The sequence below is a fragment of the Allobosea sp. LjRoot237 genome (assembly GCF_964253285.1).
Taxonomy (GTDB): Bacteria; Pseudomonadota; Alphaproteobacteria; order Rhizobiales; family Beijerinckiaceae; genus Allobosea.
Window position 1 is genome coordinate 4,772,991 of the sequence record NZ_CAXUQP020000001.1, and the last position, 25,562, is coordinate 4,798,552.

Here is a 25,562-nt window from a genome sequence, read left to right on the forward strand (position 1 = left end):
CCGCTCATGACTCCGGTCAAGCTGGCCGTCATCGGCGCCGGGCTGATCGGCCGGCGCCATGCCGAGCATGTCGCTGCCGAGTCGCGTGCGCTGCTGTCGGCGGTCGTCGATCCGACACCGGCAGGGCGCGCGGTCGCGGCGGCGCTGGGCGCACCCTGGTTCCCGTCCTTCACCGAGATGCTGGCGGCGGATCGGCCCGACGGCGTGATCATCGCGACGCCGAACCAGCTCCATGTCCGCAACGGGCTGGAGGCGGTCGAGGCCGGCATCCCGGCGATCGTCGAGAAGCCGCTGGCGGATGACCTCGCCGAGGGCGAACGCCTGGTCGCGGCGGCCGAGAAGGCGGGCGTGCCGCTGCTCACCGGCCATCACCGGCGCTACAATCCGATGATCCGCAAGGCCAAGGAGATCGTCGACTCCGGCCGGCTCGGCCGAGTGCTGGCCCTCAGCGGACATTTCTGGCTGATGAAGCCGGACGATTACTTCGAGGCCGACTGGCGGCGCGAGAAGGGCGCAGGGCCGATCCTGCTCAACCTGATCCACGATGTCGACCTGTTCCGCTATCTCTGCGGCGAGGTCGTCTCGGTCCAGGCGCATGCATCGAACGCCGTGCGCGGCCATGCGGTCGAGGAAACCGCCGCGATCCTGCTGCGCTTCGCCAATGGCGTGCTCGGCACGGTCACCGTCTCCGACTCGATCGTGGCACCGTGGAGCTGGGAGATGACGACGGGCGAGAACCCGGTCTACCCGCAGCAGGACCAGTCCTGCTACCAGATCGGCGGCACGCATGGTTCGCTCACGATTCCACAGCTCGAAATCTGGTCGAATCGCGGCAAGCGCAGCTGGTGGGAGCCTTTGGTGCGCGAGCGGGTTCATGTCGTGCAGGAGGACCCGCTCCGAGTCCAGGTCCGGCATTTCTGCGACGTCATCCGCAAGGGCGCGGTGCCGATCGCTTCGGGGCGCGAGGGCCTGAGCACGCTGAAGGTGATCGCCGCCGTGCAGCGCTCGGCCGAGACCGGTGCGATGGTCGAGTTCAGCTAATAGCTAGTAGTGGAAGGTCCAGAGCAGGCTCTCGCTCAGCCCCTTCAGCGCCTCGACGGCATCGGGGCGCTCGCGCGCCAGCGTGGTGATCAAGGCGTCGGCCACGGCGAAGGCCGCGGTCGGCGAGTTGGGCAGGAAGCTGTTGCGGGCCGGGGCGTACAACGTCATGTCCGCCAGCGGAACCAGAGGCGATGACGGCCCGTCGGTGAGTGCGATCAGGACGGCGCCGCGCTTCTTGGCGAACTTGGCGAGCTCCAGCGTTGCGCGCGAATAGCGCGGCAGCGAGATCGCGATGACGACGTCCTTCGGCCCGGCCGAGAGCATGTGGCGGACGGCGCGCTCCGGCCCGCCGCGCGAGGAGGCGAAGACGACGTCGGCGTCGAGATAGAGCGCCAGCCCGTCCTCGAGGAAGGCGCCGACATAATGGCTCGCGCCCGAGCCGACGATGAAGATGCGGCGCGCCTTCAGGAGCAGGGCGATGGCGCGGTTGACCGTTACTTCTTCCAGGGTCGCGATCGCCTCGTCGAGATTGGCAGCCTCGCCCTTCAATGTCGTCGTCATGGTGGCGAAGACCGAGCCGGCCGCGGCACGGGCGTCGGCGAGCCCTTCGACCGGTCTCATCGCGACCTTGAGCGCCGTCGACAAGGCGGCGCGGAAATCGCCATAGTTGCGGTAGCCCAACGCCCGGACGAAGCGGGTCACGGTCGCAGTCGACGTGCCGCTCTTTTCGGCCAGCCCCTCGATCGTCACCGTCGCGGAATCGAGCGGGCTCTGCAGGACGAAGTCGGCCGCCTTGCGATGGCCCTCGCTCAGCGAGGGGTAGACCTGGGCGATGCGGTTGGCGAGGTCCGTCGTCGGCTTCAGGGCGCGTGACATGGCTTTCCCGCTGATTGACGTCGGATCATTTTCATGTTTGCTAACGCGTGAAAATAAAGCTGTCAAAAACGACCAGCTACGGGAACGGAGACCGACCGATGCGACAGCGTGTGCTCATCACCATTCTGCTCGGCGCTAGCATGCTCAGCGCGCCGGCCATGGCACAGAGCCTGCGCATCGCGCTCGCCTCCGAGCCGACCGCCGTCGACCCGCATTATCACGACCTCACCCCCAACAACGCGCTCGCCCAGCACATCTTCGACAACCTCGTGCGGCAGGACGAGAAGCAGGCGCTGCAACCGGGTCTCGCCACCTCCTGGGAGAACGACGGCAAGAACCGCTGGACCTTCAAGCTGCGCCAGGGCGTCAAGTTCACCAATGGCCAGCCCTTCGGCGCGCAGGACGTGGTCTTCACCTTCTGCCGCACGCTGAAGAACGAGACCAAGGTCTCCGATTCCTTCGCCGACATCACCGGCAACTTCGCCAAGGTCGAGACCCCCGACGCCAGCACCTTGATCATCGAGACCAAGGAGCCGGAGCCGCTGCTGCCAACCCTGCTCTCCGGCCTGCCGATCCTCTCCGCCTCGATCGTGCAGCACGACACCATCAGCTACGATATCGCCAAGAACTGCGGCGTCACCGGCCCCTGGCCGGCGGTCAACAACTTCAATGACGGCTCGATGGCGATCGGCACCGGGCCGTACAAGCTGAAGTCCTATGTCCGTGGCTCTTCGATCGAGCTCGAGCGCAACCCGGACCATTGGGGCGGCCAGCAGCCCTGGGCCAGCGTGCGTTTCCTGCCGGTGACCAATGCCGGCCCGCGCCTCGCCGGCCTGCTCGCCGGCGATTACGACGTGATCGAGAACCCGGCGGCGCGCGATCTCGGCCGGATCAAGGGCGACAAGCGCTTCGGCCATGTCATCACGCCCTCGACCCGGGTGATCTATTTCCAGCTCGACGTCGCCCGCGACCAGAGCCCCTTCGTCAAGGCGCCCGACGGCAAGAACCCGCTGAAGGACGTACGCGTGCGCAAGGCGATGTCGCTCGCCATCGACCGCGAGGCGATCGTCAAGCGCATCATGGATGGCGCCGCCGAGCCGGCCTACCAGTACCTGCCGACCGGCATGTCCGGCACATTGCCGAACCCGCCCAAGCTCGCCTACGACCCCGCCGCGGCCAAGAAGCTGCTGGCCGAGGCCGGCTATCCCAACGGCTTCCAGCTGACGCTCTCGGCGACGAACGACCGTTACATCAATGACAGCCAGATCACCCAGGCCGTCGCGCAGTACCTGACCCAGGTCGGCATCAAGGCCGAGGTCGACGCGATGACGCGGGCGATCTACTTCCCGCGCCGGGCCAAGAAGGAATTCAGCGTCGCACTCGGCGGCTGGGGCTCTGCCACCGGCGAGGCCGCCTCCTTCCTGCGCCAGTGGCCGCCGACCCCGAACGAGGCCAAGACGCTCGGCGGCTCGAACTATGGCGGCTACAAGAACGACGAGTTCGACAAGGTGATCCGCGCCGCGGTCACGACGCTCGACGACAAGAAGCGCACCGAACTGCTGCAGCAGGCGATGACGCTGGTCCTCGCCGACGGCGCCTTCATCCCGCTCCATTTCGAAAGCGGCATCTGGGCCTTCAAGTCCGAACTCGCGGTCGCCGGTCGTGCCGACCAGTTCATGCTCGCCATGTCGGTGAAGCCGGCGAAGTAAGACGCGGTCTTACATCGTGGATATCCGGCGCGGCAGCCCCGATTCCCTTCCCCCCGCTTGCGGTGGGGAAGGGTTAGGGATGGGGGGCCGCAAAGCAGGGCAGGTTGTCTTGTCAGATCAGCACCAAGCGGCACTGCCCCCCACCCCAACCCTCCCCACCGCAAGCGGGGGGAGGGAGTATCGCAACGGCGCACCATGACCGCCTATGTCCTGCAGCGGCTGATCCAGAGCGTGCTCGTGCTGCTCGCGGTATCCGTCGTGGTCTTCTTCGCCGTCTACGGCATCGGCGATCCGATCGAGCTCCTGGTCTCGCCGCAGGTCAGCGAGGCCGAGCGGCAGGCGCTGATCCGGCGGCTCGGGCTCGACCTGCCGGTCTGGCAGCAATACCTGACCTTCATGGCCAATGCGCTGAAGGGCGATCTCGGCCGCTCCTTCGTGCATGGGGTGCCGGCGCTGCAACTGATCCTGGCGCGGCTGCCCGCGACCTTCGAGCTGGTACTGCTGGCGATGACGCTGGCGCTCACCGTGGGCATCCCGCTCGGGCTGATGGTCGGCCTCAATCCGGACAGCCGGCGCGCCCGCATCGTCATGGCCGGTACCGTGCTCGGCTTCTCGCTGCCGAGCTTCTGGAAAGGCATGATGCTGATCCTGCTCTTCGCCGTGCTGCTCGGCTGGCTGCCGACGGCCGGGCGCGGCGAGACGGTCTCGCTCCTCGGCGTCCAGTCCAGCCTGCTGACGCTGGACGGGCTGCAGCACATCGCCCTGCCGGCACTCAACCTGGCGATCCCCAACCTCGCGCTGATCGTCCGCCTGGTCGCGGCCGGGACCGCCGAGACGATGACGCAGGACTACGTCAAATACGCCCGCGCCAAGGGCGTGCGGCCGCGACGCATCGTCAACCGGCATGTGCTGCGCAACATCCTGATCCCGGTCGTCACCGTGGTCGGCGTCGAGTTCGGCAGCCTCGTCGCCTTCTCGACCATCACCGAGACCGTGTTCGCCTGGCCGGGCATGGGCAAGCTGCTGATCGACTCGGTCTACCAGCTCGACCGGCCGGTCGTCGTCGCCTACGTCCTGCTGGCGACGCTGCTCTTCGTCACCGTCAACTTCCTGGTCGACGTGCTCTATGCCGCGCTCGACCCGCGGGTGAAGCTCGCCGGAGAACAGGCATGAGCCTAGACGCTCCCCGCCTCGCCGGCCCCGCGCAGGCCGATACGCCCTTGCGCGAGAAGGTGCTGCGCCGCCTGCGCAACCGGCCGACGACGCGTGGCGCCGTGATCCTGCTCGGGATCATGGTGCTGCTCGCTTTGCTCGCCCCGGTGATCGCACCGCAGAACCCGCATGATCTCGGCTCGCTCAGCGTGATGGACAACCGGCTGGCGCCCGGTGAGCAGGGCATGAGCGGCTTCAGCTACTGGCTCGGCAGCGATGCGCAGGGCCGCGACATGCTCAGCGCCATCCTCTATGGCCTGCGCACCAGCCTGCTCGTCGGCCTCGCCTCGACGGTTGGCGCGCTCTCGATCGGCATTCTCGCCGGGCTCGCCGCAGCGCAGTTCGGCGGCGCGGTCGACGCCGTCATCATGCGTATCGTCGACTTCATGCTCGGCTTTCCCTCGATCCTGGTCGCGCTCGTCCTGCTCGCCTCGATCGGGCGCGGCGTCGACAAGGTCATCCTTGCCATCGTGCTGGTGCAATGGGCGCAATATGCCCGGCTGATGCGGGCGGCGGCGCTGGTCGAGCGGCGCAAGGAATATATCGAGGCGGCCGTGAATTTCGGCCTGCCGACCCGCCACATCATGCTGGCGCATCTGCTGCCGAACTCGGTCGGCGCGGTGCTCGTCGTAGCCAGCATCAGCATCGCCTCGGCGATCACGCTGGAGGCGACGCTCTCCTTCCTCGGCGTCGGCGTGCCGGTGACGCAGCCCTCGCTCGGCCTCCTGATCGCCAACGGCTTCGAATTCCTGCTCTCCGGCGAATACTGGATCGCCGTCTTCCCCGGCATCGCGCTCGTGCTCCTGATCATGTCGCTCAACCTCGTCGGCGATCGCCTGCGCCGCAGCTTCAACGTGCGCGCATGAGCCAAGCTCCCCTCCTTTCCGTGCGCGGCCTCAAGACCGTGTTCCATGCGCAGGACGGCGCCTGGCCGGCGGTCGATGGCGTCGATTTCAGCGTCGCCAAGGGCGAGGTGCTCGGCCTCGTCGGCGAGTCCGGCTCGGGCAAGTCGGTGACCGGCTTCTCGCTGGTGCAACTGATCGACCCACCGGGCGAGGTCGTCGCCGGCGAGATCCTGTTCAACGGCACCGATCTGCGCGCCGCTTCCGAGGAGCGCCTGCGCCAATTGCGCGGCGACCGGATTGCGATGATCTTCCAGGATCCGCTGATGACGCTGAATCCGGTGCTCAGCATCGGCGAGCAGATGAGCGAGGCGATCCTCGAGCATCGCGACTGCAGCCGCGACGAGGCGCTCGCCAAGGCGGCAAAGGCGCTGGCGCGGGTCGGCATCTCCTCGCCGGAGACCCGGTTGAAGCAGTTCCCGCATGAATTCTCCGGCGGCATGCGCCAGCGCGTCGCGATCGCGACCGCACTCCTGAACGACCCAGACCTGATCATCGCCGACGAGCCGACGACCGCGCTCGACGTCACCATCCAGGCGCAGATCCTCTACGAGGTGCAGAAGCTCTCGCGCGAGACCGGGGCTGCAGTGATCTGGATCACCCACGACCTCGCCGTGGTCGCCGAGCTCGCCGACCGGGTGGCCGTGATGTATGCCGGCCGCATCGTCGAGATCGGCGAGGTCGAGACCGTGCTCGACCGGCCGCGCCACCCCTATACGCTCGGCCTGCTCAACTCCTCGGCCACCATGGTCGAAGTCGGCGAGCGCCTGCACCAGATCGACGGCGTCGCCCCGCGCATCGACTCGCGCCCTTCCGGCTGCCCGTTCCGGCCGCGCTGCGAGCGCGCTTTGCCGGTCTGCGCTGACAGCGATCCGCAGCCGCAGGCCTATGACGGCCGCACCTTGCGCTGCCACAACCCCGTGCCGGCAGCCCCCAAGCCGAACTTGGTGGCGGCATGAGCGAGCTCCTGTTCGAATTGCGCGGCATCCGCAAATATTTCCGCGGCAAGGCCAATCTCGCCGAGCGCATCCTGACGGCCGTCGGCCGGCACGCGCCGCCTGCGACGCTGCGCGCGGTCGACGGCGTCGATCTCAGCGTCAGGAAGGGCGAAGTGCTCGGCCTTGTCGGCGAATCCGGCTGCGGGAAGTCGACACTTGCGCGCATCACCACCGGCATCCTGCCGCCGACCGAAGGCGAAGTCTTCTACAAGGGCCGCTCGGCGGCCGGTCTGAAGGGCAAGGAGCGCCTCGATTATCTGCTCAAGGTGCAGATGATCTTCCAGGACCCTTATGCCTCGCTCGACCCGCGCATGCGGGTGAGCCGCATCGTCGGCGAGGCGCTCTCGGTCCACAAGCTCGTGCCGAAGGCGGAGCTCGACGGCACGGTCGACCGGGCGCTGACCGAAGTCGGGCTCGATCTCGCCTATCGCGAGCGCTACCCGCATCAGTTCTCGGGCGGCCAGCGCCAGCGCATCGGTATCGCCCGCGCGCTCGCAGTGAAGCCCGACTTCCTGGTCTGCGACGAGCCGGTCTCGGCGCTCGACGTCTCGATCCAGGCGCAGGTGATCAACCTGTTCATGGATATCCGCGCGCGGCACGGGCTGACCTATCTCTTCGTCAGCCATGATCTCGGCCTGGTCCGCCATATCAGCGACCGCGTCGCGATCATGTATCTCGGCCGCATCGTCGAGATCGGGAGCGCCACGGCGATTTTCGCCGAGCCGGCGCATCCCTATAGCGCCGCGCTGATCAAGGCGATCCCATCGGCGGCGCGGCGCAAGAGCAGCTTCCAGCCGCTGAAGGGCGAGTTGCCGTCGCCGCTGGCCCCGCCCCCCGGCTGCCCCTTCCACCCGCGCTGCGAGCACGCCATGGCGGTCTGCCGCGAGGTCCGTCCGGAACTCGCCGAGATAGCCCCCGGCCGCAGCGCCGCCTGCCACCTGCACAGCATCGCGAAAGCCGCATGACCACGCTCACACTCGATCCGCCGCAGGGCCGCAGCGCCTTGCCCTTCATCGACGCCCGCCATCCGGAGCGGCCGCTGGAGGTCAACTTCTATCGGCCAGCCAGGCACGGTCCGGACGACGAGGTCGTCTTCGTCCAGCACGGCATGCTGCGCAATGGCGACGATTATCGCGATTTCTGGATCGACGCCGCCGAGAGGCACAACCTGCTGATCGTCGCCCCGACCTTCGGCAACGAGCACTACCCCAAGGCGGAGGGCTACAATAACGGCCTCGTCGTCGCAGAGGATGGCGACATCGCCGCCGAGGATGATTGGCTCTATGCCGTACCCGCCCGCGTGCTAGCGGCGCTGCGCCAGGCCGGTGTCACCAGGCGCGACAAGGTCAAACTGTTCGGCCATTCCGCCGGCGGCCAGTTCGTCCATCGCCTGCTGGCGACGCAGGCTGAGACGCCCTACGAGGTCGCCTTCGCCGCCAATTCAGGCTGGTACACGCTGCCGACGCTGGAACGGCGTTTTCCGGAAGGGCTCGGAGGGCTTGGCCTCGGCGTGGCGGAGCTGGCGCGCTGGCTGGCCTGGCCGATGGTGATCTTCGCCGGCGACCAGGACATCGTGACAAGCGATCCGAACCTGCCGGCGCAAGCTGAGGCCCTGGCGCAGGGGCCGATGCGCTATGCCCGCGCGCATTTCATGCTCGACTTCGCCAAGGCGGAAGCGGCAAGGCGGGGCCTGCCCTGCAACTGGGCGCTGATCACCGTGCCCGGCATCGGCCATGACGGCGCGGCGATGTCGCGCGCCGCCGCCGCCTGGTGGTTCGAAGGGCGCATTCCGTCGGTGGAAGAGCTGAGGACCGAAGCGGCTGACGTTGCCTGAAGGATCAGGTCGAGGGCTGCGCTGAATTTGGAATTACTATAGTATAAAACTAATATCTAGCTACGCATGCCGCGCTCTTGGCAAGCACATCTCGGTGGACACTCTCTGATTTTTCGATAAAAGCCGAAGCATCGGCTTGCACAATCGACCGATGCTTCAGCCTCTATCGAAACTCGATATCATGACCCAATCCAGCACGCTTTTCCCCGCCGCGGTCCTTGCCGGCGGCCTCGCCCTTGCATTGCTGACCTCTCCCGCCCTCGCCCAGCGCGAGCCGCCCGCCATCGAGCAGCCCGAGGACACCGAGCCGCAGGCCGAGCCGGCGCCGCGTGCGCCAGCCGCCCGTCCCGCTCCGAATGCAGCACGGCCTGCCCCTGCTGCCCGTCCAGCAGCAACGAACCCGCCGGCCCGGCCCGCCAGCCCGCCCACACGTCCCGCCACGGCACAGGCACCTGCAGCAGCCCCCGTCGTCAGCCAGCCGGCTGCGCGGCTGCCGAACGGCGCTACGGCGGTGAACGAGGTCTATGGCGACTGGACGGTCGATTGCCGCATCAATGACGGCCAGAAGCTTTGCGTGCTGACCCAGTCGCAGGGCGACAGCCGTACCAATCAGCGCGTCTTCGCGATCGAACTTCGCGCACCGAAGGATGGCCGCGCCGAGGGCACGATCCTGATGCCGTTCTGGCTCAAGCTCGAAAACGGCGCGGTGCTCAAGCTCGACGACAGGGATCTCGGCCAGGGCTTGCGCTTCTCGACCTGCTCGCCCGCAGGCTGCCTCCTGCCGGTCTCCTTCCCGACAGTCGCCACCGACGCGATGAAGGGCGGCAAGACGCTGACAGCGGCCGCGCTCAATCTCGCGAACAACGAGGTCGTTTCGTTCAACATCGCGCTGAACGGTTTTGGCCCGGCGCTCGACCGGCTGGTGCAGCTGGCGAACTGACAAATAGGCGGCCGCGGCGTCCTGCGCCGCAGCGGCTTACGATCATTGCCAGAGGTCGGGCGGCTAGCGCCCCGATCCGTTCACGCAATTCATGTAAGCCATGTGCGCCGCCGTGCCCGGCTTGGCCCATGTCCAGCGTTGGCGCCCGGAGCTGCGGCCGGGATCGTGTTTGATCTGCCCGCCATTATTGAGCGCGCAGGTGCAAGCGTGCGGATTTCCCATGCTGCGGCATTCAGGCCGGATTCCGCCGCCTTGCGCCGACACGGGCCCCGACGAACCAAGAGCGATCAGCGCGGCACCGCCGAGCAGAAGAGCAAGACGCATATCAAATCCCCCAAGCCGCAGCTCAAGGTTGCATGGCTTGGAGGCCTGCGTCCATGGTCTTCGAGAGCCGCATTTTGAACGCGCGGCCCCGCAATCCAATTGGCCCGCTGCTGCGCCTCAGAGCTTCGCGCGCGGGTCGTGCTTCGCCAGGCGGCCGAGCAGGTAGTCGACCTCGGCCTTGGCCGCGGCGGTGAGGCCGGGGCCCGGCTTGCGCTGCGCGTCGCTCGCCAGGATGCCGCGCTTCATCATCACGTATTTGCGGACGGCCAGGCCGACGCCCTGCTGCTGCTCATAGCGCAGCAACGGCAGATGCGCGTCGAAGATGTCGTGTGCGTCGTCGCGGCGGCCGGCCTTGCTGGCGTTGACCACGTCGATCAGCAATTCCGGGAAGGCATAGCCGGTATTGGCGCCGTCGGCACCGCGCTCCATCTCGAAATCGAGGAAGAGCCCGCCATTGCCGGTGAGGATGGCGACGCGCCGGAGCGAGCCCTCGGCCTCGAACCTGCGCAGCGTCGCAATCTTCTCCAGCCCCGGCCAGTCCTCATGCTTCAGCATCACGCAGGACGGATTGTCCTGGATGATCTTGCGGATCACCGCCGGCGTCATCACCACCGAGAGCGTCAGCGGATAGTCCTGGATGACGAAAGGGATGTCGGTGCCGATCGCCTCGACGGCCTGCGCGTAATAGCCGGTGATCTGGTCGTCGGTGCGCAGCGAGGTGGGCGGGGCGATCATCACGCCGCCAGCGCCGAGCTCCATGACCTGGCGGGCGAGCGAGCGCATCGCTGCGAAGCCCGGGGCGGAGACGCCGACGATGATCGGCTTGGCCCCCATCTTCGCCACGGCGCGCTTGACCAGGCCGAGCGATTCCTCGGGCTCGAGCTTGGGCGCCTCGCCCATGATGCCGAGCACGGTGACGCCATCCGAGCCGATGCCGGCATAGAACTCGAAGAGCCGCTCCGCCGAAGTCCAGTCGACGCTGCCATCCGGATGGAACGGCGTCGGCGCGATCGGGAAGACGCCGGAGGCGTCGGGGGTCAGGCGCATCGTGGGCTTCCTTGTTTCAGGGTTGAGCGGAACCCTGCTTTCTCACGTACTTCACATAGATGACGGGGATGACTGACAGCGCCGCCAGGACGAGTAAACCGCGCCAGCCGTCGAAATAGACGACTGTCACGACAAAAAGGGCAATCAGGATTGCGCGGGCAGCCAGACGTCCGGCCAACTCATGCCCCATGGCGGCAAGCCGCTCAGACGATCCTGGTGCGGACAGTGCCGACACCCGCGATGGCGCCTTCGAGCAGATCGCCCTTGACCACGGCTGCGACGCCCTCGGGCGTACCGGTCATGATCAGGTCGCCCGGGGCCAGCGTGACGAAATTGGACAGGTAGGCGATCGTTTCCGGCACGTTCCAGATCATCTTGGCGAGGTCGGAGCTCTGGCGGACCGCGCCGTTGACCTTGAGCTCGATCAGCCCCTTGTCGGGATGTCCGGCCTTGGCGGCCGGGATGACCTCACCGATCGGCGCCGACGCGTCGAAGCCCTTGCCCATGTCCCAGGGCTTGCCGGCCTTCTTGGCGGCTCCCTGCAGGTCGCGGCGGGTCATGTCGAAGCCCGCGGCGTAACCGAAGACATGGGAAAGCGCGTCGGCCTCGGCGATGTCCTTGCCGCCCTTCCCGATCGCGACGACGAGCTCCATCTCGTGGTGCAGATCGGCAGTCTTCGGCGGATAGGGCATGTCGGCGCCGCCGGTCAGCACGGCATCGGACGGCTTGGTGAAGAAGAACGGCTCCTCGCGATCGGGATCGCCACCCATCTCGCGGGTGTGCTCGGCGTAGTTGCGGCCGACGCAGAAGATGCGGCGCACCGGGAACAAGCCACCCCCGGCCACCGGGATGACGGCAACCTTCGGCGGATCGATGACATAGCTGGACATGGCGGCGCCCCGTTCGAGAAATGCGGGAGCGTTCATGCGGGAGCGGGGCGGCTTCGGCAAGGGTCTTGCGCCGCGTGATGGGGCTGCGTTGCGGTCATCCGCAACGGTCGGGACGCGGGCGTGGGATCCCTCTCCTGTAAGGAGAGGGTAGGGTGAGGTGTAGGCCGTTCGACCAGTACACGAGCGCTGACCGCGCGGTTGGGTTCAGGCTAACGTTTCCAGTCCGAACACCTCACCCCTGCCCCTCTCCTTCCAGGAGAGGGGTTCCCCGCGCCATACTCGTCAGGACGCCTTCGGCAGGTCCGGCACCTTGTAGGCCGTCGTCGCCTTGATCCGCTCCATGGCGAAGCGCGAGGTGACGTTCTTGAGCGGGATCGTCTCGATCAGCTTCTTGTAGAAGGTGTCATAGGCGGCCATGTCGGCGACGACGACGCGCAGCATGTAGTCGACGTCGCCGGCCATACGGTAAAACTCCATCACCTCCGGCATCGCCGCGGCGCTCTGGGCGAACTTCTCCAGCCAGGGGCCGGAATGGTCGGCCGTCTCAATCTGGACGAAGACGGTGAGGCCGAGCCCGATCTTCTCGGGTGCCACCAGGGCGACCCGCTTCAAGATCACACCGGTCTGCTCGAGCTTCTGAATCCGCTTCCAGCACGGGGTCTGCGACAGCCCAACCCGATCGGCGAGCTCCGCGATCGAGATATTGGAGTCTGCCTGCAGCACAGTCAGAATCTTGCGATCAATGGCGTCCATCTCTCGATCCATGATGATGAAGAAAATTCCTTTTGCCAAAATTAGGCAATGGAGAATTTCCTTCTTTTTAAGGGGCTCAGCTTGTATTTAGATAGAAAATCCTTTTATCAAACGTCAATAGGCTAGATATCACGCGCCATCTGGGAAAATACGATTATGGACCGCCGCCAGTTCCTGCTTGCCGGCTCTTCGCTCGCCGCTGCGCTGCCCTTGGCCACCGCGCCCTTCACGGCGGCCCGCGCTCAGGAGGCCGTCCCCGCCCGCATCGGCTACATCCCCGTCATCGGGACGGCGCCGATCTTCGTCGCCAATGGCGAGGGCTGGCTCAAACAAGCCGGCATCACGCCGACGTTCACGGTGTTCGAATCCGGCCCGAACATGATCCAGGCGCTCGCCTCGGGCACGATCGACCTCTATGTCGCTGGCGTCGCCCCCCTGGCTGTGGCTCGCTCGCGCGGCGTCGACATCCGCGTCGTCGCCTCGACCGCGACCGGCGAGAACGTCTTCGTCGCCGCCCCCGCTCTGGCGAAGTTCTTCACGGCCGGAACGAGCGCCGCGGCCGCCTTCAAGGCGCACAAGGTCGCCACCGGCAAGCCGGCGCGCCTCGCCACCCAGCCGGCCGGCTCGGTGCCCAATACCGTGCTGCAATACTGGCTCTGGGAAGTCGCCAAGGCTGACAAGGCCGATGTCGAGGTGGTGCCGATGGGCATCGACGCGACGCAGCAGGCGGTGCTCGCCGGTGCGGTCGAAGGCGCGATCGTGCGCGAGCCGGCGCTGACCATCATCCAGACCCGCAATCCCGGCATCAAGCTGATCGCCGGCGGCGAGGACGTCTTCCCCGGCCAACCCGGCACGGTGGTCGCCGTCTCCGGCGCCTTCATCACCAAGAACCCCGACGCGGTGCAGAAGCTCGTCTCCGGCCTGGTCAAGGCCGCCGATGCCCTGATCAAGACGCCCGCCAAGGCCGCGCCCCATGTCGGCGCCGCGCTCGGCAAGGGCATCGTCGACCCCGCCTTGATCGAGAAGGCGCTGGTCTCGCCGGCGACCAGGTTCGAGATCGACCCGCGCAAGATCATCGAGCCGGCGCGCGCCATGCAGGCCTATCAGGTCAAGCTCGGCTCGCTCGAGAAGGAACTTCCGTTCGACGGCCTGTTCGAGACGCAGTATTACGAACGCGCGATCTAGAGCCCGTTCCGATCAGCTTGCACTGCAAGCTGATCGGCAAACGGTCTCTAAACTAAAAGTAAGAGACGGATTCACCGATCAGGCCGTTCCAGCCTGATCGGTGAATCCGGCTCTGGGCTGACGGGGCTATCCATTTGCGTTCACTGCGGGCTCCGGCCCTCGCCCTGACGGGCCTCGTCGCCTTCCTCTTGCTGTGGGAGGCGATTCCCTATTTCGGCCTGGTCAACCCGGCCTTCCTGCCGGGGCCGAGCGCCCTGCCGAGCGCCTTCCTGCGCGAAGTGAAGTCCGGCGCCTGGCTCACGGCCATCATGGGCTCGCTCGGCCATTACTTCATCGGCCTCTTCACCGGCGCGGGCCTCGGCATTGCGCTCGGCGTGCTGACCGGCATGTCGAGGATCGCCGAGGAGACAACCGCCTGGGTGGTGAGGTTGCTGCGGCCGATTCCCGGTCTCGCCTGGGTGCCGTTCGCGATCATCTGGTTCGGCGTCAATCCGCAGGCAGCGGTGTTCATCATCGCGATCGGCGTGTTCTGGATCGTCTTCTTCGCGGCACAGGGTGCGATCCGCGGCGTCGACCGCGACCTGATCGAGGTCGCCGACGCCTTCGGTTTCCGTTCGCCCTTCCAGCGCCTCATCAAGATCCTGCTGCCGGCGGCGATGCCTGGCATTCTTGTCGGCGTGCGCACCGCGCTCGGCCAGGCCTGGATGGCGGTGGTCGCGGCCGAGATCTTCGGCGTCGCCGGCGTCGGCCAGCGCATGATGCAGGCTTCCAGCCTGCTCGCGACCGACCTCGTGGTGATCTACATGCTGACCATGGCGGCGCTCTACGGCCTGCTCGACACGCTGTTCGTCGCCTTCCAGGGATGGGTGCTGCGTTGGAAAGCGTGATCGACATCAAGGAGCTGTCGCTCACCTTCACCCGCGACGGCGAGGCGACCGAGGTTTTGCACAAGCTGAACCTCAAGGTGGCGCGCGGCGAGTTCCTCGCCATCGTCGGCCCGTCAGGCGTCGGCAAGTCGACGCTGCTGCGCGTCATCGCTGGCCTCGCCCGCCCGAGTGGCGGCCAGGTCGTGATCAACGCGAGGGACAATACGAGGCGCCCGGTCGCGCTGGTCTTCCAGGATTCGCGGCTGCTGCCCTGGCGGAAAGTGATCTCGAATGTCGGCTTCGGCCTCGAAGGCCAGAAGCCACGCGCCGAGCGCCTCGCCAAGGCGCAGGAGACACTCGACCTCGTCGGCCTCGGGCAGCTCGCACAACGCTGGCCGCACCAGCTCTCCGGCGGCCAGCGCCAGCGCGTCTCGCTGGCGCGGGCGCTCGCGGTCGAGCCCGAGATTCTCTTGATGGATGAGCCGTTCTCGGCGCTCGACGCGCTGACGCGCGAAACGCTGCAAGACGAGTTGATCCGGGTCTGGCAGCGTACCGGCAAGACCGTGCTGTTCGTCACCCATGACATCGACGAAGCTGCCTATCTCGCCGACCGGGTGGTGGTGCTCTCGGGCGCGCCGGGCCAGATCATCGCCGAGCACCGCATCGAGGCCGCTCGCCCGCGTCGGCGCGGCGCCGATGCGGAGGCCGAGATCGTGCGGGCCGTGCGGATCGGGCTGGGCGCGGATGTGGTCAACGACGGCGCGGCGATCTGAATAATCGACCCCTCAGCGGATTCCTTCGATCGGCCAAATGACATTCTCAAGATCGGTCAGTTTGCTGATCCGAGCCTCCCATCCTTCGATGTAGATGTGCCGCAGATCGCTGGCACGATGCAAAACCATCAGCGTCAGCAGTCTTCGCCGCATGTCGGCCCCTAACGCCTTTGGCTCCAGACCATACCCTTGCAGGAGGCTGCGGACGCGATTGGGCAGACCCGCGCACATGAAGGCGCTCGGGCCGAGGAGGTCATATTCGCGCCAGCCGGTCATCACATCGCCGAAATCGATGAGGGCCGCGAGGCGCCATTGCCCGTGCTCCTCGGTGAGCAGGAAGTTCTCCGGTATCCACTCGCCAGTCAGAACTACGGGTGGGGCGTACAACGGCACGATTGAAGGCACGTTTTGGAGAAACTCTTCGAGATCGGACAGGAGGTTTGGTGCAAGGCCTTGCCGGCGATGCCGCTCGATACAGCCCGCAACCTGCCTTGCGATGAAATCTGGCCATGCGGGTTCGATCGCCGAGAGCTCGCCGGGCGTTACCGATTGCACTTCCGCTATCGTCCTGCCGATCTCTCCGAGTACGCGCTCCTTCTGAGGTTCAGCCAGGGTTGGCCAAGCCTCCGATCCGAGAATGCCGTACAGGCGGGTCATGATGAGGTAAGACCAGCCGTCGCGTTCCCCTTCAGCGATGAGCTGAGGAATGGGAACCGATAGCTTTCCGCCCAGCAGACGAAGGGTAGCGCGCTCGGAAACGAACTGGCTCCTGTAGAGAGGCGGGAAGAGCTTCAACACTAACTCGCCGTCCAGATCGACAACGAGGTTCGTTCCGGTCCGATAGGGCACGAGTATGTGCGCCAGGATATTCTCTGCCCGGGCGATGTCATGGGCGCATGCGAGCCAGTTTTCAGGCTTTGCGCGCCAACTCGCGAAGGCCTCCTTATCGGTGATGACGGGAAGCTTGATCATGTTCAGCCACAGCAGCTATCTTGCTGTCTTTCTGTCTGAAAACAGACCGCTCGGAAACCATCTATAACTACGGTCGAATTTGCGACCGAGTCCCATTCCCCGCACAGAAAAATCGTTCGCCTTTACGAACGCAATCGACGGTGATATTCCCCTTGTCCGTTATATAGAACGAACCGGGCGACATATCATGGCGAACGATGCGACAGGCGCGGCGGCGCTGCACCCCGAAACCCGGCTCGTCCATGCCGGCACGCTGCGCTCGCAGTTCGGCGAGACCTCGGAAGCGCTGTTCCTGACGCAGGGCCATGTCTACGACTCGGCTGAACAATGCGAGGCGCGCTTCCTGAACAAGGACCCGGGCTTCCAGTACGCGCGCTTCTCCAATCCCAGCGTCACCATGCTGGAGCAGCGCATGGCCGCCTTCGAGGGCGCAGAGGCCTGCCGGGCGACTGCGACCGGCATGGCCGCCGTCACCGCGGCGCTGTCGAGCCTGGTGCGGGCTGGTGATCATGTCGTCGCGGCACGCGCCCTGTTCGGCTCCTGTCGCTATATCGTCGAAGACCATCTGCCGCGCTATGGCGTGCAATCGACACTGGTCGACGGCACCGACCTGGCCGCCTGGCGCGCCGCTGTCCAGCCGAACACCAAGGTGTTCTTTCTGGAGAGCCCGGCGAACCCGACCCTGGAGGTGATCGACATCGCCGCCGTCGCCGCGATCGCCAAAGAGGTTGGGGCGAAGCTGATCGTCGACAATGTCTTCGCGACGCCGCTGTTCCAACGTCCGCTCGAGCTCGGCGCCGACCTCGTCGCCTATTCCGCCACCAAGCACATCGACGGCCAGGGCCGCTGCCTCGGCGGCCTGGTGCTCGGCTCGAAGGAACTGATCGAGGGCGAGATCCAGACCTTCCTGCGCCAGACCGGCCCGGCGATGTCGCCCTTTAATGCCTGGGTGATGCTGAAGGCGCTGGAAACGCTGCCCCTGCGCATCCGCCGCCAGGCCGAGAGCGCCACCACCGTCGCGACTTGGCTGAAGGCCCGCAACGACCTGCCGCATGTCGCCTTCCTGGGCGATTCCGATCATCCGCAGGCCGAGATCATCGCCAGGCAGATGAGCGGCCCCTCGACGCTGATCGCCTTCGAGGCCGCGGGCGGCAAGGACGGCGCCTTCCGCTTCCTCAATAAGCTCAAGCTGATCCGCATCTCCAACAATCTCGGCGACGCCAAGAGCCTGATCGTGCATCCGGCGACGACGACGCATCAGCGCTTCACGCCGGAGGTCCGCGCCAGCATGGGCGTCAGCGACGGGCTGATCCGCCTGTCGATCGGCTTAGAGCATGCCGACGACCTGATCGCCGACCTGAAGCAGGCGCTGGCGGCCTGATCTGAACCAGAACCGCGACCGCGCGTTTGAACCTCGGCAACAACCGAGGTTCACATGCTCCGCAAAACCGCCTGCACGACTGCGCTGCTCGCTTTCCTGGCCGCCCCGGCGCTCGCCCAGGACGCCTCACCGACTTCTCCTACGCCGGTCGAGAAGCCGGCCTCACCCGAGCTTGCCGCCTGCAAGTCGACCGCGATGGCGGCGCTGACGGCACGCGAGCCGGAGATCAAGGACATCTTCATCGACGAGGATGGGCTGACGATCGCCGTCGCGGAGACGAAGGTCGAGACGACGCCGATCACGCGCATCCTGATGGGCGAGGCCTATCTGAAGACCGACAAATCCGACAAGCCGCGCCGCTTCCTCTGCCTCATCGGCGAGAAAGGCAAAGTGCTGCTGACCTTCTTCACGCAGAGGTGAGGCGCAGCCTCAGCCGCCGTCGACGATGCGGGTATTGGGCCGGTCACGGCCGTCGGCGAGCTCTTCGTGCCACTCGCCCTTCGCATCCTGATAGACGATGCCGTCGGTGACACCCGGCCGCTTCTGGCGAGCGGCAGCCTTGTTGGCCGCCTTGAGCGCCGCATCATGCGAGCGGAAGGTCTCGGACAGGGCATCGCCGACCTTGTAGGCCCAGCCGCCATCGTGCTGGACGATTTCGTATTTGACCATGACCATGAGCGTCCTCCGTGGCTCAATGGTCGAACCGGCGGGACACACGCCGGGTTCCACCGCCCAGGAAGATAGCCCCGCCGCGCGGTCGGCGGAAGACCTCGGCTGACCTCAGTCGCCGTTGCCGGTATCGGCAGCGCGCAGGCCTTCCAGCACCGGCATCGAGGTGATGTGATAGCCTGCATCGATATGGTGGACTTCGCCGGTCACCCCGCCCGAGAGGTCGGACAGATAATAGAGCGCCGAGCCGCCGATCTGCTCCAGCGTCACCGATTTGCGCAGCGGCGAGTTGGCACGCTGCCAGGAATACATCGCCCGCGCATCGGAAATGCCGGCGCCGGCGAGGGTGCGGACGGGTCCGGGCGAGAGCGCATTCACACGGATGCCCTTCGGTCCGAAATCGGCGGCGAGATAACGCATGCTCGCTTCCAGCGCCGCCTTGGCGACACCCATGACGTTGTAGTTCGGCATCACGCGGGTCGAGCCGCTATAGGTCAGTGTGATCATGCTGCCGCCCTGCGGCATGCGCTCGGCGGCACGCTTGGCCGCCTCGGTGAAGGAGAAGCACGAGATCACCATGGTCCGCGAAAAATTCTCGCGGGTGGTGTCGGCATAGAGTCCCTTGAGCTCGTTCTTGTCGGAGAAGCCGATGGCGTGGATCAGGAAATCGAGCGTGTTGCGCTCTGGATCGCCGCCCCAGGCTTCGTCGATCGCGGAGAAGGTGGCGTCGAGCGTCGAGACGTCCTCCACATCGCAGGGAAGCACCAGCTTCGAACCTATGCTCTCGGCGAGCGGCTTGACGCGCTTGCCGAGGGCCTCGCCCTGATAGGTGAAGGCCATCTCGGCCCCATGCGCATGCAGGGTCCGGGCAATGCCCCAGGCGATCGAATTCTGATTGGCGACGCCCATGACGAGGCCGCGCTTGTTGTGCATCAGGGGGGGCATGAGGACCGTTTCGGTTCGTCGTTCAAGGGGCTGAAAGGGCGGAGGGCAGGTCAGTCTGGCTGAAGTCGTCGCCCTTAAACAGGATCGGCAGCGCTGCTTCGGCTGCTACCGCATAGGCAAAGCAATCGCCCATGTTCAATTTCGCGGCATGATATCCTTTGCCGAACCGGGAAAACGCTTCCAGAGCTGCATCGGCATGGCGCTCACCGATAGCCGCGACGCTGATCGACGTCGCCTTCAAAAGCCCGACCACCAATTGCCGTGCCCGGGGCACGGGACAGGCCAAGACACGCGCGACGCCCAGGGTCGCTTCGTAGATCGCGACCGGCGACGTGACCCGGCCCGTCTTCGAGCCGCGCATGGCAAACCCTAAAGCATCGGAATCTGGCTCGTCGACAATGATCGCCACCAGCGCGGAAGCGTCGATATACATCAGGCCTCGCCCGATAATTCGTCGTAGAAGGCCTTGTCGGCTTTCAAACCGGTCTTCGGGTAGGCCGCAGCCTGCCGTTGAATCTCACGGATGCGATCCATGAAGGCTGCGTCTTCCGCATCGTCGCGCTTAAGTTCATTCTCGGCGGCAATGCGCACGGCCTCCGTGATGCTCAGATTGCGCCGGGCGGCCAGCTTGCGGACAGCCTCGTCCGCGCGATCGTCGCGAATATGGAACGCCATGCCCGCCTCCTTAGTCTAGACGATCCGTATAGCCGTCTAGACGCGACCCGTCACGCTACAAATGCTTCTTCACCGCCGCCGCCGTATCCTTCGAGGCCGCGAGCGGCACGATCTCGAAGCGGGCGAGGTCGCCCCAGGCCAGCACCCATTCCTGCAGCTTGGTGACATCGTCGCACTGCATCACCTGGAAACAGCGCGCGAAATCGGCCGAGATCCAGCTATCGATATAGGTCAGGCCGTCCGGCATCATCCGGCCGCGCTCATGGAAGCGGGCATAGATCTCCTTCACCCGCGCCTGATCGAAGTGTTCGATCACCATGAAGAGCATGGCGGACTCAGGCCTCCAGCCGCTTCATCACGATGGTCGCGTTGGTGCCGCCGAAGCCGAACGAGTTGGAGAGCACGCAGCCGAGGCCGGCATTGTCGATGCGCTTGCGCACGATCGGCATGTCGGCGAAGGCCGGGTCGAGCTCCTCGATATGGGCGCTCTCGGCGATGAAGTCGTTGTTGAGCATCAGCAGCGAATAGATCGCCTCCTGCACGCCGGTCGCACCGAGCGAATGGCCGGTCAGCGACTTGGTCGCTGAGATCGGCGGGCTCTTCTCGCCTGCGCCGAAGACCGCGCGGATCGCCTCGATCTCCTTGGCGTCGCCGACCGGGGTCGAGGTGCCGTGCGGGTTGATGTAGTCGATCTTGGCCTTCACGCCATCAAGCGCCATGCGCATGCAGCGCTCGGCACCCTCGCCCGAGGGGGCGACCATATCGTAGCCGTCCGAGGTCGCGCCATAGCCGACGACCTCGCCATAGATGCGGGCGCCGCGGGCCTTGGCGTGCTCCAGTTCCTCGAGCACGACGACGCCGGCGCCACCGGCGATGACGAAGCCGTCGCGCTTCGCGTCATAAGCGCGCGAGGCGACAGCAGGCGTCTCGTTGAAGTCGGACGACATCGCGCCCATCGCGTCGAACAGCACGGAGAGCGTCCAGTCGAGTTCCTCGCAGCCGCCGGCGAAGATCACATCCTGCTTGCCCCACTGGATCAGCTCATAGGCGTTGCCGATGCAATGGTTCGAGGTCGCACAGGCCGAGGAGATCGAATAATTGACGCCCTTGATCTTGAACCAGGTCGCGAGCGTCGCCGAGGCGGTCGAGGACATGCCCTTGGGCACAGCGAACGGGCCGACCTTCTTGGACGAACCGCTCTCGCGGGCCTTGTCATAGGCATCGATCAGCGCCCGGGTCGAGGGGCCGCCCGAGCCCATGATGATGCCGGTGCGCTCATGGCTGATTTCTTTTTCTTCCAGGCCGGCGTCGCGGATGGCCTGCTCCATCGCGACCTGGTTCCAGGCCGAGCCACCGCCATGGAAGCGCATGGCGCGGCGGTCGAGCACAGTCGCGGGATCGAGCGAAGGCACGCCGGCGACCCGGCTGCGGAAGCCATGTTCGGCGAAATCCGGCACATAGGAGATGCCGGACTTGGCTTCGTGCAGCGAGGCCAGCACTTCCTGCGTATTGTTGCCGATGGACGAGACAATGCCCATCCCTGTGACCACAACGCGTCTCATGCTGCTTCTCCGGCTCTTTGGTGACGGGCAGGGAGGACCAGCCCGGACCTTCGTTCAGTCGACTCCTGCGCAAATGGACCGCGCCGACGACGAACGCAAGGCACCTCGGTCACGAAGGTTCTGGACGGAAACGGTCCAAAACCATGAACGTGATCGATTCTAATATTTTAGAGCGGGATCCCTGCGGAAAAGCGGCTCCTACTTTTTCGCATCCCGCTCGGGCTGGTTTTGCTCAGGCCGTCTCCGGCTTGAACAAGCCGACGCGCATATCCGAGACCGTATAGATACGCTTGCCGTCAGCTTCGAGCCAGCCATCGGCGATGCCGAGCACGAGCTTGGACTTGAAGACGCGCTTGAAGTCGACGCCGTAGACGACGCGCTTGACCGATGGCAGCACCTGGTCGGCGAACTTGACCTCGCCGACACCCAGCGCTCGGCCCCGGCCCGGCAGGCCGAGCCAGCCCAGGAAGAAACCGGTGAGCTGCCAGAGCGCGTCGAGCCCGAGGCAGCCCGGCATGACCGGATCGCCCTTGAAATGGCAATCGAAGAACCAGAGGTCCGGCCGAATGTCGAACTCGGCACGGACGAGACCCTTGCCGTGTGGACCGCCATCCTCGCTGATTTCGGCGATGCGATCGAACATCAGCATCGGCGGCAGCGGCAGCTGCGCATTGCCCGGCCCGAAGAGTTCACCGCGCCCGCAAGCGAGGATTTCCTCGTAGCTGAATGACGATTGCCGCTCCATATCCGACTTTACTCCATCCCGGCCGCCATACGTTCGGCGGCCAACCCCCGATGCAATGTGCCTAACACAGCGTCGCTGCGGAACGGAAGGGCGCAAGGCCGGCTGCGCCGTGGATGGTCAGCCGGCGACATTGTGTTAGTCTCTGGCAGTCCTGGCGGCGGCGCGCGATGCTTGCGGCCAGGGGATCAAAGCCTTACATCGAATCTAAGCTGGCGCTTTCCCATTCCGGGAAAGACATGAGGAGCTGACACGAGGTATGGACCGCCTGACGCAGGACGAGGGCAATGGAGCGGATGCGCGGCAGGGCTGCCCCTTCCACGATGTGCGCCAGAAGCTGCGCCGGGTTGGCCTGAGACCGACCCGCCAACGCGTCTCGCTCGGCTGGCTGCTCTTCGCCAAGGGTGATCGGCATGTCAGCGCCGAGATCCTCTACGAGGAGGCGATGAAGGCGCGCGTGCCGGTTTCGCTCGCGACCGTCTACAACACGCTGCACCAGTTCACCGAGGCTGGTCTGCTGCGCGAGCTCGCCATCGACGGCGCCAAGACCTTCTTCGACACCGACAACAGCGACCATCACCATTTCGTCGTCGACGGCGAGGACAAGGTGATCGACATCCCGGCTTCGGCGGTCGACGTCGCCGAGCTGCCACCCGCGCCCGAAGGCTACGAGATCAGCCGGGTCGATGTCGTCGTCCGGCTGCGCAAGATCGCCGACTGAAGCTTCCTCGTTCAGGGCGGATCCGACCGCTCGGCGCTTCGCGGATCGAAGCGCTACTGCACGGTCTCGTTTGGATAGACCCCCCAGAGTCGATCCTGCCGGATATACCCCAACATCTTGCTGACCGTGACGCGGCACCAGGCGTTCTGGCAGGACTGTACATTGGCGATGACACCGGGCTCGAGTGTCGCGATCACGGCCCCGCTCTCGTTCGCGGAATCGCGCAGCGAGAAGGTCTCGCTCTTGTTCTTCGACCAGGGCGAGACCAGCACGGTCCGCCGTCCCGAGAGCAGGCTGTGCAGCACCCAGCCCTCGGTGCCGTCGGCGTCGCGCACGCGTCGCCAGGTCTCGAATTCGGCGGTGATCTCGACGGGTAGGCCGGCGCGCTGGAAGACCCAGCTGGTGCGATGCTCCTTCGACGGGCCCTCGCGCAGATTGACCCGGTCCGACTTCAGGCTGACATAACGCGGCAACGGCAAGCCGGAGACGGGGCCGGCGGCGACCTCCTGCGCCATGCTCCGCGTCGCCAGCAGGGCCAGGCCCGCTGCGAGCAGAACGCCGGCAGCGCCGCGCATCGTCTGAACCGTCATTCAACCTACTCCTCGACCTGCCCGGCGCCACTACACGCCAATGGGTCAGGTTGTGTTCCGCCGCAACGCTGCTAGACAACGAAACGGCGGCTGACCGCCGAAACCAACCGACTCATTCCTGAAGCGCCTCGGTTAATGGCGGGTTGAGGCGGAATGGCGACGAAGCGGCCACTAGAGCACGCGCCGATCAGATTGCACCGCAATCTGATCGGATCACGCGTTCTCTATTATTGGGTTAGAGACGGATTCACTGATCAGGTTGCTTCAACCTGATCAGATCCGGCTCTGGTCGCGCCCAGTCGGCGCACGCCAGCAATATCGGAGCCCGAGGGGCCTGTTAGGGAGCCGTCCATGTCGAAGAAGAAGCCCCTGGTCGTCGTCACGCGCAAGCTGCCGGCCGTGGTCGAGACACGGATGCGCGAGCTCTTCGACGCGAGGCTCAATCTCGACGACACGCCGATGAGCCAGGCCGCGCTGGTCGAGGCGATGAAGACCGCCGACGTGCTGGTCCCGACCGTCACCGACAAGATCGATGCCGGGCTGATCGCCCAGGCCGGCGAGCAACTGCGCCTGATCGCCAATTTCGGCAATGGCGTCGACAATATCGACGTCGCCAGCGCGGTGCAGCGCGGCATCACCGTGACCAACACGCCGGGCGTGCTGACCGACGACACCGCCGACATGACGATGGCGCTGATCCTCGCCGTGGCGCGCCGCATCGCCGAAGGCGCACGCATCATCACCGACGACGAATGGGGTGGCTGGTCGCCGAACTGGATGCTCGGCCGTCGCATCACCGGCAAGCGCCTCGGCATCGTCGGCATGGGCCGGATCGGTCAGGCGCTGGCAAAGCGGGCCGCCGCCTTCGGCCTCTCGATCCACTACCACAACCGCCGCCGGCTCGACGCTCGTATCGAGGAGGCGCTCGACGCGACCTATTGGGATTCGCTCGACCAGATGCTGGCGCGGATGGACGTCGTCTCGGTCAACTGCCCGCATACGCCGGCGACCTATCACCTGCTCTCGGCCCGCCGCCTCAAGCTGATGAAGCCGGACGCCATCCTGGTGAACACGGCGCGCGGCGAGATCGTCGACGAGACGGCGCTGTCGCGCATGCTGGAAGCCGGCGAGCTCGCCGGCGCCGGCCTCGACGTGTTCGAGCACGAGCCGGCGGTCAACCCGCGCCTGCTCAAGCTCGCGCGCCAGCACCGCGTCGTCGTGCTGCCGCATATGGGCTCGGCGACCCATGAGGGCCGCGCCGACATGGGCGAGAAGGTCATCGTCAACATCAAGACCTTCATGGACGGGCACAAGCCGCCGGACCGCGTCCTGCCCAGCATGCTCTGAGGCGTCTACCGGGGCGGCCGTCTGCGCTTCTGGTGCTCACGTCCTTATGTATGCTCCGCTCCGGTTCTCGACGGCCACGTCAGTCATCCCGCCCCGGCGAAGTCTCCACCGCCAGGCGTATCCTCGTTCAGGCCGCCTCGGACTGCTCTCCGGGCCGGTAACGGCACTCCGACAGGGTGTCGAGCTCGCCGAGATCGGCGGCGTGGCGGCGCCCCCAATCGCAGAGCGTCGCGATCACCGGGGCGAGGCTCAAGCCGAGCGGCGTCGCGGCATAGTCGACGCGCGCCGGCACCTGCCGGAAGATCTCGCGGCTGACGAGGCCGTGCTCCTCCATCTCGCGCAATTGCTGGATCAGCACCTTCTGCGTGATCGGCGGAATGCGCTTCTGCAGCTCGGTCAGGCGCTTGGGGCCGTCGAAGAGCTGATAGAGGATCACGGCCTTCCAGCGGCCGGAGATCACCTTGAGCGCCCGCTCGACCGGCAGCATCGGCAAGCGCTTCATCGGGTCGGCCATGCTCACCTCTCGGTCTGCAGCGAACAAATCGGTGTGTAGCCACCAGCCGGCATCCTAGCCCAGAACCCGCCTCACGCTCATCCCCTTCGCGTGA

General features: G+C 66.0%; 30 protein-coding genes. 15 read left to right on the plus strand and 15 right to left on the minus strand.

Features of this window, described 5'->3' with window-relative positions:
• Positions 1 to 6 precede the first annotated feature (6 nt).
• Entirely contained in the window at positions 7 to 1,041 is a 1,035-nt protein-coding gene (locus ACSQ24_RS23285) for a Gfo/Idh/MocA family protein (RefSeq protein ID WP_436096983.1), read from the plus strand.
• A 3-nt stretch (positions 1,042 to 1,044) separates the two neighbouring features.
• Here the strand turns inward: ACSQ24_RS23285 and ACSQ24_RS23290 are convergent, their stop codons facing one another.
• Entirely contained in the window at positions 1,045 to 1,917 is an 873-nt protein-coding gene (locus ACSQ24_RS23290; protein WP_436096984.1) for a MurR/RpiR family transcriptional regulator, read from the minus strand.
• Positions 1,918 to 2,015: 98 nt separating this feature from the next.
• On the opposite strand from ACSQ24_RS23290, the gene ACSQ24_RS23295 reads away from it, so the two are divergent.
• The 7 genes from ACSQ24_RS23295 (at position 2,016) to ACSQ24_RS23325 (ending at position 9,512) form a co-directional block, all read left to right on the plus strand.
• Entirely contained in the window at positions 2,016 to 3,626 is a 1,611-nt protein-coding gene (locus ACSQ24_RS23295; protein ID WP_436096985.1) for an ABC transporter substrate-binding protein, read from the plus strand.
• Positions 3,627 to 3,821: 195 nt separating this feature from the next.
• Complete coding sequence (locus ACSQ24_RS23300; RefSeq protein ID WP_436096986.1) at positions 3,822 to 4,799, plus strand: ABC transporter permease; 978 nt, start codon at positions 3,822 to 3,824, stop codon at positions 4,797 to 4,799.
• Entirely contained in the window at positions 4,796 to 5,704 is a 909-nt protein-coding gene (locus tag ACSQ24_RS23305; RefSeq protein ID WP_436096987.1) for an ABC transporter permease, read from the plus strand. The genes ACSQ24_RS23300 and ACSQ24_RS23305 overlap by 4 nt, the downstream gene beginning before the upstream one ends.
• Positions 5,701 to 6,699 (plus strand): ABC transporter ATP-binding protein, encoded by a 999-nt coding sequence (locus tag ACSQ24_RS23310; RefSeq protein ID WP_436096988.1) that lies wholly within the window; start codon positions 5,701 to 5,703, stop codon positions 6,697 to 6,699. Before ACSQ24_RS23305 ends, ACSQ24_RS23310 begins: the two co-directional genes overlap by 4 nt.
• Positions 6,696 to 7,703 (plus strand): ABC transporter ATP-binding protein, encoded by a 1,008-nt coding sequence (locus ACSQ24_RS23315; protein WP_436096989.1) that lies wholly within the window; start codon positions 6,696 to 6,698, stop codon positions 7,701 to 7,703. The genes ACSQ24_RS23310 and ACSQ24_RS23315 overlap by 4 nt, the downstream gene beginning before the upstream one ends.
• Positions 7,700 to 8,572: an alpha/beta hydrolase gene (locus ACSQ24_RS23320; RefSeq protein ID WP_436096990.1), complete on the plus strand. Its 873-nt coding sequence runs from the start codon at positions 7,700 to 7,702 to the stop codon at positions 8,570 to 8,572. Before ACSQ24_RS23315 ends, ACSQ24_RS23320 begins: the two co-directional genes overlap by 4 nt.
• 181 nt (positions 8,573 to 8,753) lie before the next feature.
• Entirely contained in the window at positions 8,754 to 9,512 is a 759-nt protein-coding gene (locus ACSQ24_RS23325; protein ID WP_436096991.1) for an invasion associated locus B family protein, read from the plus strand.
• A gap of 441 nt (positions 9,513 to 9,953) precedes the next feature.
• Here ACSQ24_RS23325 and ACSQ24_RS23330 read toward each other — a convergent pair whose 3' ends face one another.
• From ACSQ24_RS23330 to ACSQ24_RS23345, 4 genes are all read right to left on the minus strand, one after another.
• Positions 9,954 to 10,883: a dihydrodipicolinate synthase family protein gene (locus ACSQ24_RS23330; RefSeq protein ID WP_436096992.1), complete on the minus strand. Its 930-nt coding sequence runs from the start codon at positions 10,881 to 10,883 to the stop codon at positions 9,954 to 9,956.
• 16 nt (positions 10,884 to 10,899) lie between these two features.
• The gene (locus ACSQ24_RS23335) at positions 10,900 to 11,061 is read right to left on the minus strand and encodes a hypothetical protein (RefSeq protein WP_436096993.1); all 162 of its coding nucleotides are present in this window, start codon (positions 11,059 to 11,061) and stop codon (positions 10,900 to 10,902) included.
• 25 nt (positions 11,062 to 11,086) lie between these two features.
• Positions 11,087 to 11,773, minus strand: coding sequence for a fumarylacetoacetate hydrolase family protein (locus ACSQ24_RS23340; protein WP_436096994.1), 687 nt, complete (start codon positions 11,771 to 11,773; stop codon positions 11,087 to 11,089).
• A gap of 282 nt (positions 11,774 to 12,055) precedes the next feature.
• Positions 12,056 to 12,538 (minus strand): Lrp/AsnC family transcriptional regulator, encoded by a 483-nt coding sequence (locus ACSQ24_RS23345; protein WP_436096995.1) that lies wholly within the window; start codon positions 12,536 to 12,538, stop codon positions 12,056 to 12,058.
• A gap of 144 nt (positions 12,539 to 12,682) precedes the next feature.
• On the opposite strand from ACSQ24_RS23345, the gene ACSQ24_RS23350 reads away from it, so the two are divergent.
• The 3 genes from ACSQ24_RS23350 to ACSQ24_RS23360 all read left to right on the plus strand — a co-directional run bounded on the left by ACSQ24_RS23350 (position 12,683) and on the right by ACSQ24_RS23360 (position 15,350).
• A complete protein-coding gene (locus ACSQ24_RS23350) occupies positions 12,683 to 13,711 on the plus strand; it encodes an ABC transporter substrate-binding protein (RefSeq protein ID WP_436096996.1) in 1,029 nt (342 codons plus the stop codon).
• Positions 13,712 to 13,845: 134 nt separating this feature from the next.
• Entirely contained in the window at positions 13,846 to 14,598 is a 753-nt protein-coding gene (locus ACSQ24_RS23355; RefSeq protein WP_436096997.1) for an ABC transporter permease, read from the plus strand.
• Positions 14,574 to 15,350, plus strand: a complete 777-nt coding sequence (locus ACSQ24_RS23360) for an ABC transporter ATP-binding protein (protein ID WP_436096998.1) — start codon at positions 14,574 to 14,576, stop codon at positions 15,348 to 15,350. The genes ACSQ24_RS23355 and ACSQ24_RS23360 overlap by 25 nt, the downstream gene beginning before the upstream one ends.
• 12 nt (positions 15,351 to 15,362) lie before the next feature.
• Here the strand turns inward: ACSQ24_RS23360 and ACSQ24_RS23365 are convergent, their stop codons facing one another.
• Positions 15,363 to 16,322: an aminoglycoside phosphotransferase family protein gene (locus tag ACSQ24_RS23365; RefSeq protein ID WP_436096999.1), complete on the minus strand. Its 960-nt coding sequence runs from the start codon at positions 16,320 to 16,322 to the stop codon at positions 15,363 to 15,365.
• 187 nt (positions 16,323 to 16,509) lie between these two features.
• Between ACSQ24_RS23365 and metZ the strand changes: the two genes are divergently transcribed.
• Complete coding sequence (metZ, locus tag ACSQ24_RS23370) at positions 16,510 to 17,703, plus strand: O-succinylhomoserine sulfhydrylase (RefSeq protein ID WP_436097000.1); 1,194 nt, start codon at positions 16,510 to 16,512, stop codon at positions 17,701 to 17,703.
• Between the two features lie 54 nt (positions 17,704 to 17,757).
• On the plus strand, positions 17,758 to 18,123 hold the full coding sequence (locus ACSQ24_RS23375; RefSeq protein WP_436097001.1) for a hypothetical protein: 366 nt from the start codon (positions 17,758 to 17,760) through the stop codon (positions 18,121 to 18,123).
• 9 nt (positions 18,124 to 18,132) lie between these two features.
• Here ACSQ24_RS23375 and ACSQ24_RS23380 read toward each other — a convergent pair whose 3' ends face one another.
• From ACSQ24_RS23380 to fabA, 7 genes are all read right to left on the minus strand, one after another.
• The gene (locus ACSQ24_RS23380; RefSeq protein ID WP_126113984.1) at positions 18,133 to 18,378 is read right to left on the minus strand and encodes a DUF2188 domain-containing protein; all 246 of its coding nucleotides are present in this window, start codon (positions 18,376 to 18,378) and stop codon (positions 18,133 to 18,135) included.
• A gap of 105 nt (positions 18,379 to 18,483) precedes the next feature.
• A complete protein-coding gene (fabI, locus tag ACSQ24_RS23385; protein ID WP_436097002.1) occupies positions 18,484 to 19,317 on the minus strand; it encodes an enoyl-ACP reductase FabI in 834 nt (277 codons plus the stop codon).
• Positions 19,318 to 19,339: 22 nt separating this feature from the next.
• Positions 19,340 to 19,750 (minus strand): type II toxin-antitoxin system VapC family toxin, encoded by a 411-nt coding sequence (locus ACSQ24_RS23390; RefSeq protein WP_436097003.1) that lies wholly within the window; start codon positions 19,748 to 19,750, stop codon positions 19,340 to 19,342.
• Positions 19,750 to 19,992 (minus strand): type II toxin-antitoxin system VapB family antitoxin, encoded by a 243-nt coding sequence (locus tag ACSQ24_RS23395; protein WP_436097004.1) that lies wholly within the window; start codon positions 19,990 to 19,992, stop codon positions 19,750 to 19,752. Before ACSQ24_RS23395 ends, ACSQ24_RS23390 begins: the two co-directional genes overlap by 1 nt.
• A gap of 55 nt (positions 19,993 to 20,047) precedes the next feature.
• On the minus strand, positions 20,048 to 20,320 hold the full coding sequence (locus ACSQ24_RS23400; RefSeq protein ID WP_129156485.1) for a DUF3303 domain-containing protein: 273 nt from the start codon (positions 20,318 to 20,320) through the stop codon (positions 20,048 to 20,050).
• A gap of 7 nt (positions 20,321 to 20,327) precedes the next feature.
• The gene (fabB, locus tag ACSQ24_RS23405) at positions 20,328 to 21,554 is read right to left on the minus strand and encodes a beta-ketoacyl-ACP synthase I (RefSeq protein ID WP_436097005.1); all 1,227 of its coding nucleotides are present in this window, start codon (positions 21,552 to 21,554) and stop codon (positions 20,328 to 20,330) included.
• Positions 21,555 to 21,786: 232 nt separating this feature from the next.
• The gene (gene fabA, locus ACSQ24_RS23410) at positions 21,787 to 22,299 is read right to left on the minus strand and encodes a 3-hydroxyacyl-[acyl-carrier-protein] dehydratase FabA (protein ID WP_436097006.1); all 513 of its coding nucleotides are present in this window, start codon (positions 22,297 to 22,299) and stop codon (positions 21,787 to 21,789) included.
• 256 nt (positions 22,300 to 22,555) lie between these two features.
• Here fabA and irrA point away from each other — a divergent pair, with 256 nt between their 5' ends.
• Positions 22,556 to 23,017, plus strand: coding sequence for an iron response transcriptional regulator IrrA (gene irrA, locus ACSQ24_RS23415; RefSeq protein ID WP_284167929.1), 462 nt, complete (start codon positions 22,556 to 22,558; stop codon positions 23,015 to 23,017).
• A 53-nt stretch (positions 23,018 to 23,070) separates the two neighbouring features.
• On the opposite strand, the gene ACSQ24_RS23420 is transcribed toward irrA, so the two are convergent.
• Positions 23,071 to 23,607: an SH3 domain-containing protein gene (locus tag ACSQ24_RS23420; RefSeq protein WP_436097007.1), complete on the minus strand. Its 537-nt coding sequence runs from the start codon at positions 23,605 to 23,607 to the stop codon at positions 23,071 to 23,073.
• A 351-nt stretch (positions 23,608 to 23,958) separates the two neighbouring features.
• Between ACSQ24_RS23420 and ACSQ24_RS23425 the strand changes: the two genes are divergently transcribed.
• Positions 23,959 to 24,954 (plus strand): 2-hydroxyacid dehydrogenase, encoded by a 996-nt coding sequence (locus ACSQ24_RS23425; RefSeq protein WP_436097008.1) that lies wholly within the window; start codon positions 23,959 to 23,961, stop codon positions 24,952 to 24,954.
• 127 nt (positions 24,955 to 25,081) lie between these two features.
• Here the strand turns inward: ACSQ24_RS23425 and ACSQ24_RS23430 are convergent, their stop codons facing one another.
• A complete protein-coding gene (locus ACSQ24_RS23430) occupies positions 25,082 to 25,468 on the minus strand; it encodes a winged helix-turn-helix transcriptional regulator (protein ID WP_436097009.1) in 387 nt (128 codons plus the stop codon).
• Positions 25,469 to 25,562 lie beyond the last annotated feature (94 nt).

Bases quoted from the DNA above. Each gene is read 5' to 3' on its own strand.
- ACSQ24_RS23285 (WP_436096983.1), top strand. From the start codon at position 7: ATGACTCCGGTCAAGCTGGCCGTCATCGGCGCCGGGCTGATCGGCCGG.
- ACSQ24_RS23290 (WP_436096984.1), bottom strand. From the start codon at position 1,917: ATGTCACGCGCCCTGAAGCCGACGACGGACCTCGCCAACCGCATCGCC.
- ACSQ24_RS23295 (WP_436096985.1), top strand. From the start codon at position 2,016: ATGCGACAGCGTGTGCTCATCACCATTCTGCTCGGCGCTAGCATGCTC.
- ACSQ24_RS23300 (WP_436096986.1), top strand. From the start codon at position 3,822: ATGACCGCCTATGTCCTGCAGCGGCTGATCCAGAGCGTGCTCGTGCTG.
- ACSQ24_RS23305 (WP_436096987.1), top strand. From the start codon at position 4,796: ATGAGCCTAGACGCTCCCCGCCTCGCCGGCCCCGCGCAGGCCGATACG.
- ACSQ24_RS23310 (WP_436096988.1), top strand. From the start codon at position 5,701: ATGAGCCAAGCTCCCCTCCTTTCCGTGCGCGGCCTCAAGACCGTGTTC.
- ACSQ24_RS23315 (WP_436096989.1), top strand. From the start codon at position 6,696: ATGAGCGAGCTCCTGTTCGAATTGCGCGGCATCCGCAAATATTTCCGC.
- ACSQ24_RS23320 (WP_436096990.1), top strand. From the start codon at position 7,700: ATGACCACGCTCACACTCGATCCGCCGCAGGGCCGCAGCGCCTTGCCC.
- ACSQ24_RS23325 (WP_436096991.1), top strand. From the start codon at position 8,754: ATGACCCAATCCAGCACGCTTTTCCCCGCCGCGGTCCTTGCCGGCGGC.
- ACSQ24_RS23330 (WP_436096992.1), bottom strand. From the start codon at position 10,883: ATGCGCCTGACCCCCGACGCCTCCGGCGTCTTCCCGATCGCGCCGACG.
- ACSQ24_RS23340 (WP_436096994.1), bottom strand. From the start codon at position 11,773: ATGTCCAGCTATGTCATCGATCCGCCGAAGGTTGCCGTCATCCCGGTG.
- ACSQ24_RS23345 (WP_436096995.1), bottom strand. From the start codon at position 12,538: ATGGATCGAGAGATGGACGCCATTGATCGCAAGATTCTGACTGTGCTG.
- ACSQ24_RS23350 (WP_436096996.1), top strand. From the start codon at position 12,683: ATGGACCGCCGCCAGTTCCTGCTTGCCGGCTCTTCGCTCGCCGCTGCG.
- ACSQ24_RS23360 (WP_436096998.1), top strand. From the start codon at position 14,574: ATGGGTGCTGCGTTGGAAAGCGTGATCGACATCAAGGAGCTGTCGCTC.
- ACSQ24_RS23365 (WP_436096999.1), bottom strand. From the start codon at position 16,322: ATGATCAAGCTTCCCGTCATCACCGATAAGGAGGCCTTCGCGAGTTGG.
- metZ (WP_436097000.1), top strand. From the start codon at position 16,510: ATGGCGAACGATGCGACAGGCGCGGCGGCGCTGCACCCCGAAACCCGG.
- ACSQ24_RS23375 (WP_436097001.1), top strand. From the start codon at position 17,758: ATGCTCCGCAAAACCGCCTGCACGACTGCGCTGCTCGCTTTCCTGGCC.
- ACSQ24_RS23380 (WP_126113984.1), bottom strand. From the start codon at position 18,378: ATGGTCATGGTCAAATACGAAATCGTCCAGCACGATGGCGGCTGGGCC.
- fabI (WP_436097002.1), bottom strand. From the start codon at position 19,317: ATGCCCCCCCTGATGCACAACAAGCGCGGCCTCGTCATGGGCGTCGCC.
- ACSQ24_RS23390 (WP_436097003.1), bottom strand. From the start codon at position 19,750: ATGTATATCGACGCTTCCGCGCTGGTGGCGATCATTGTCGACGAGCCA.
- ACSQ24_RS23395 (WP_436097004.1), bottom strand. From the start codon at position 19,992: ATGGCGTTCCATATTCGCGACGATCGCGCGGACGAGGCTGTCCGCAAG.
- ACSQ24_RS23400 (WP_129156485.1), bottom strand. From the start codon at position 20,320: ATGCTCTTCATGGTGATCGAACACTTCGATCAGGCGCGGGTGAAGGAG.
- fabB (WP_436097005.1), bottom strand. From the start codon at position 21,554: ATGAGACGCGTTGTGGTCACAGGGATGGGCATTGTCTCGTCCATCGGC.
- fabA (WP_436097006.1), bottom strand. From the start codon at position 22,299: ATGGAGCGGCAATCGTCATTCAGCTACGAGGAAATCCTCGCTTGCGGG.
- irrA (WP_284167929.1), top strand. From the start codon at position 22,556: ATGGACCGCCTGACGCAGGACGAGGGCAATGGAGCGGATGCGCGGCAG.
- ACSQ24_RS23420 (WP_436097007.1), bottom strand. From the start codon at position 23,607: ATGACGGTTCAGACGATGCGCGGCGCTGCCGGCGTTCTGCTCGCAGCG.
- ACSQ24_RS23425 (WP_436097008.1), top strand. From the start codon at position 23,959: ATGTCGAAGAAGAAGCCCCTGGTCGTCGTCACGCGCAAGCTGCCGGCC.
- ACSQ24_RS23430 (WP_436097009.1), bottom strand. From the start codon at position 25,468: ATGGCCGACCCGATGAAGCGCTTGCCGATGCTGCCGGTCGAGCGGGCG.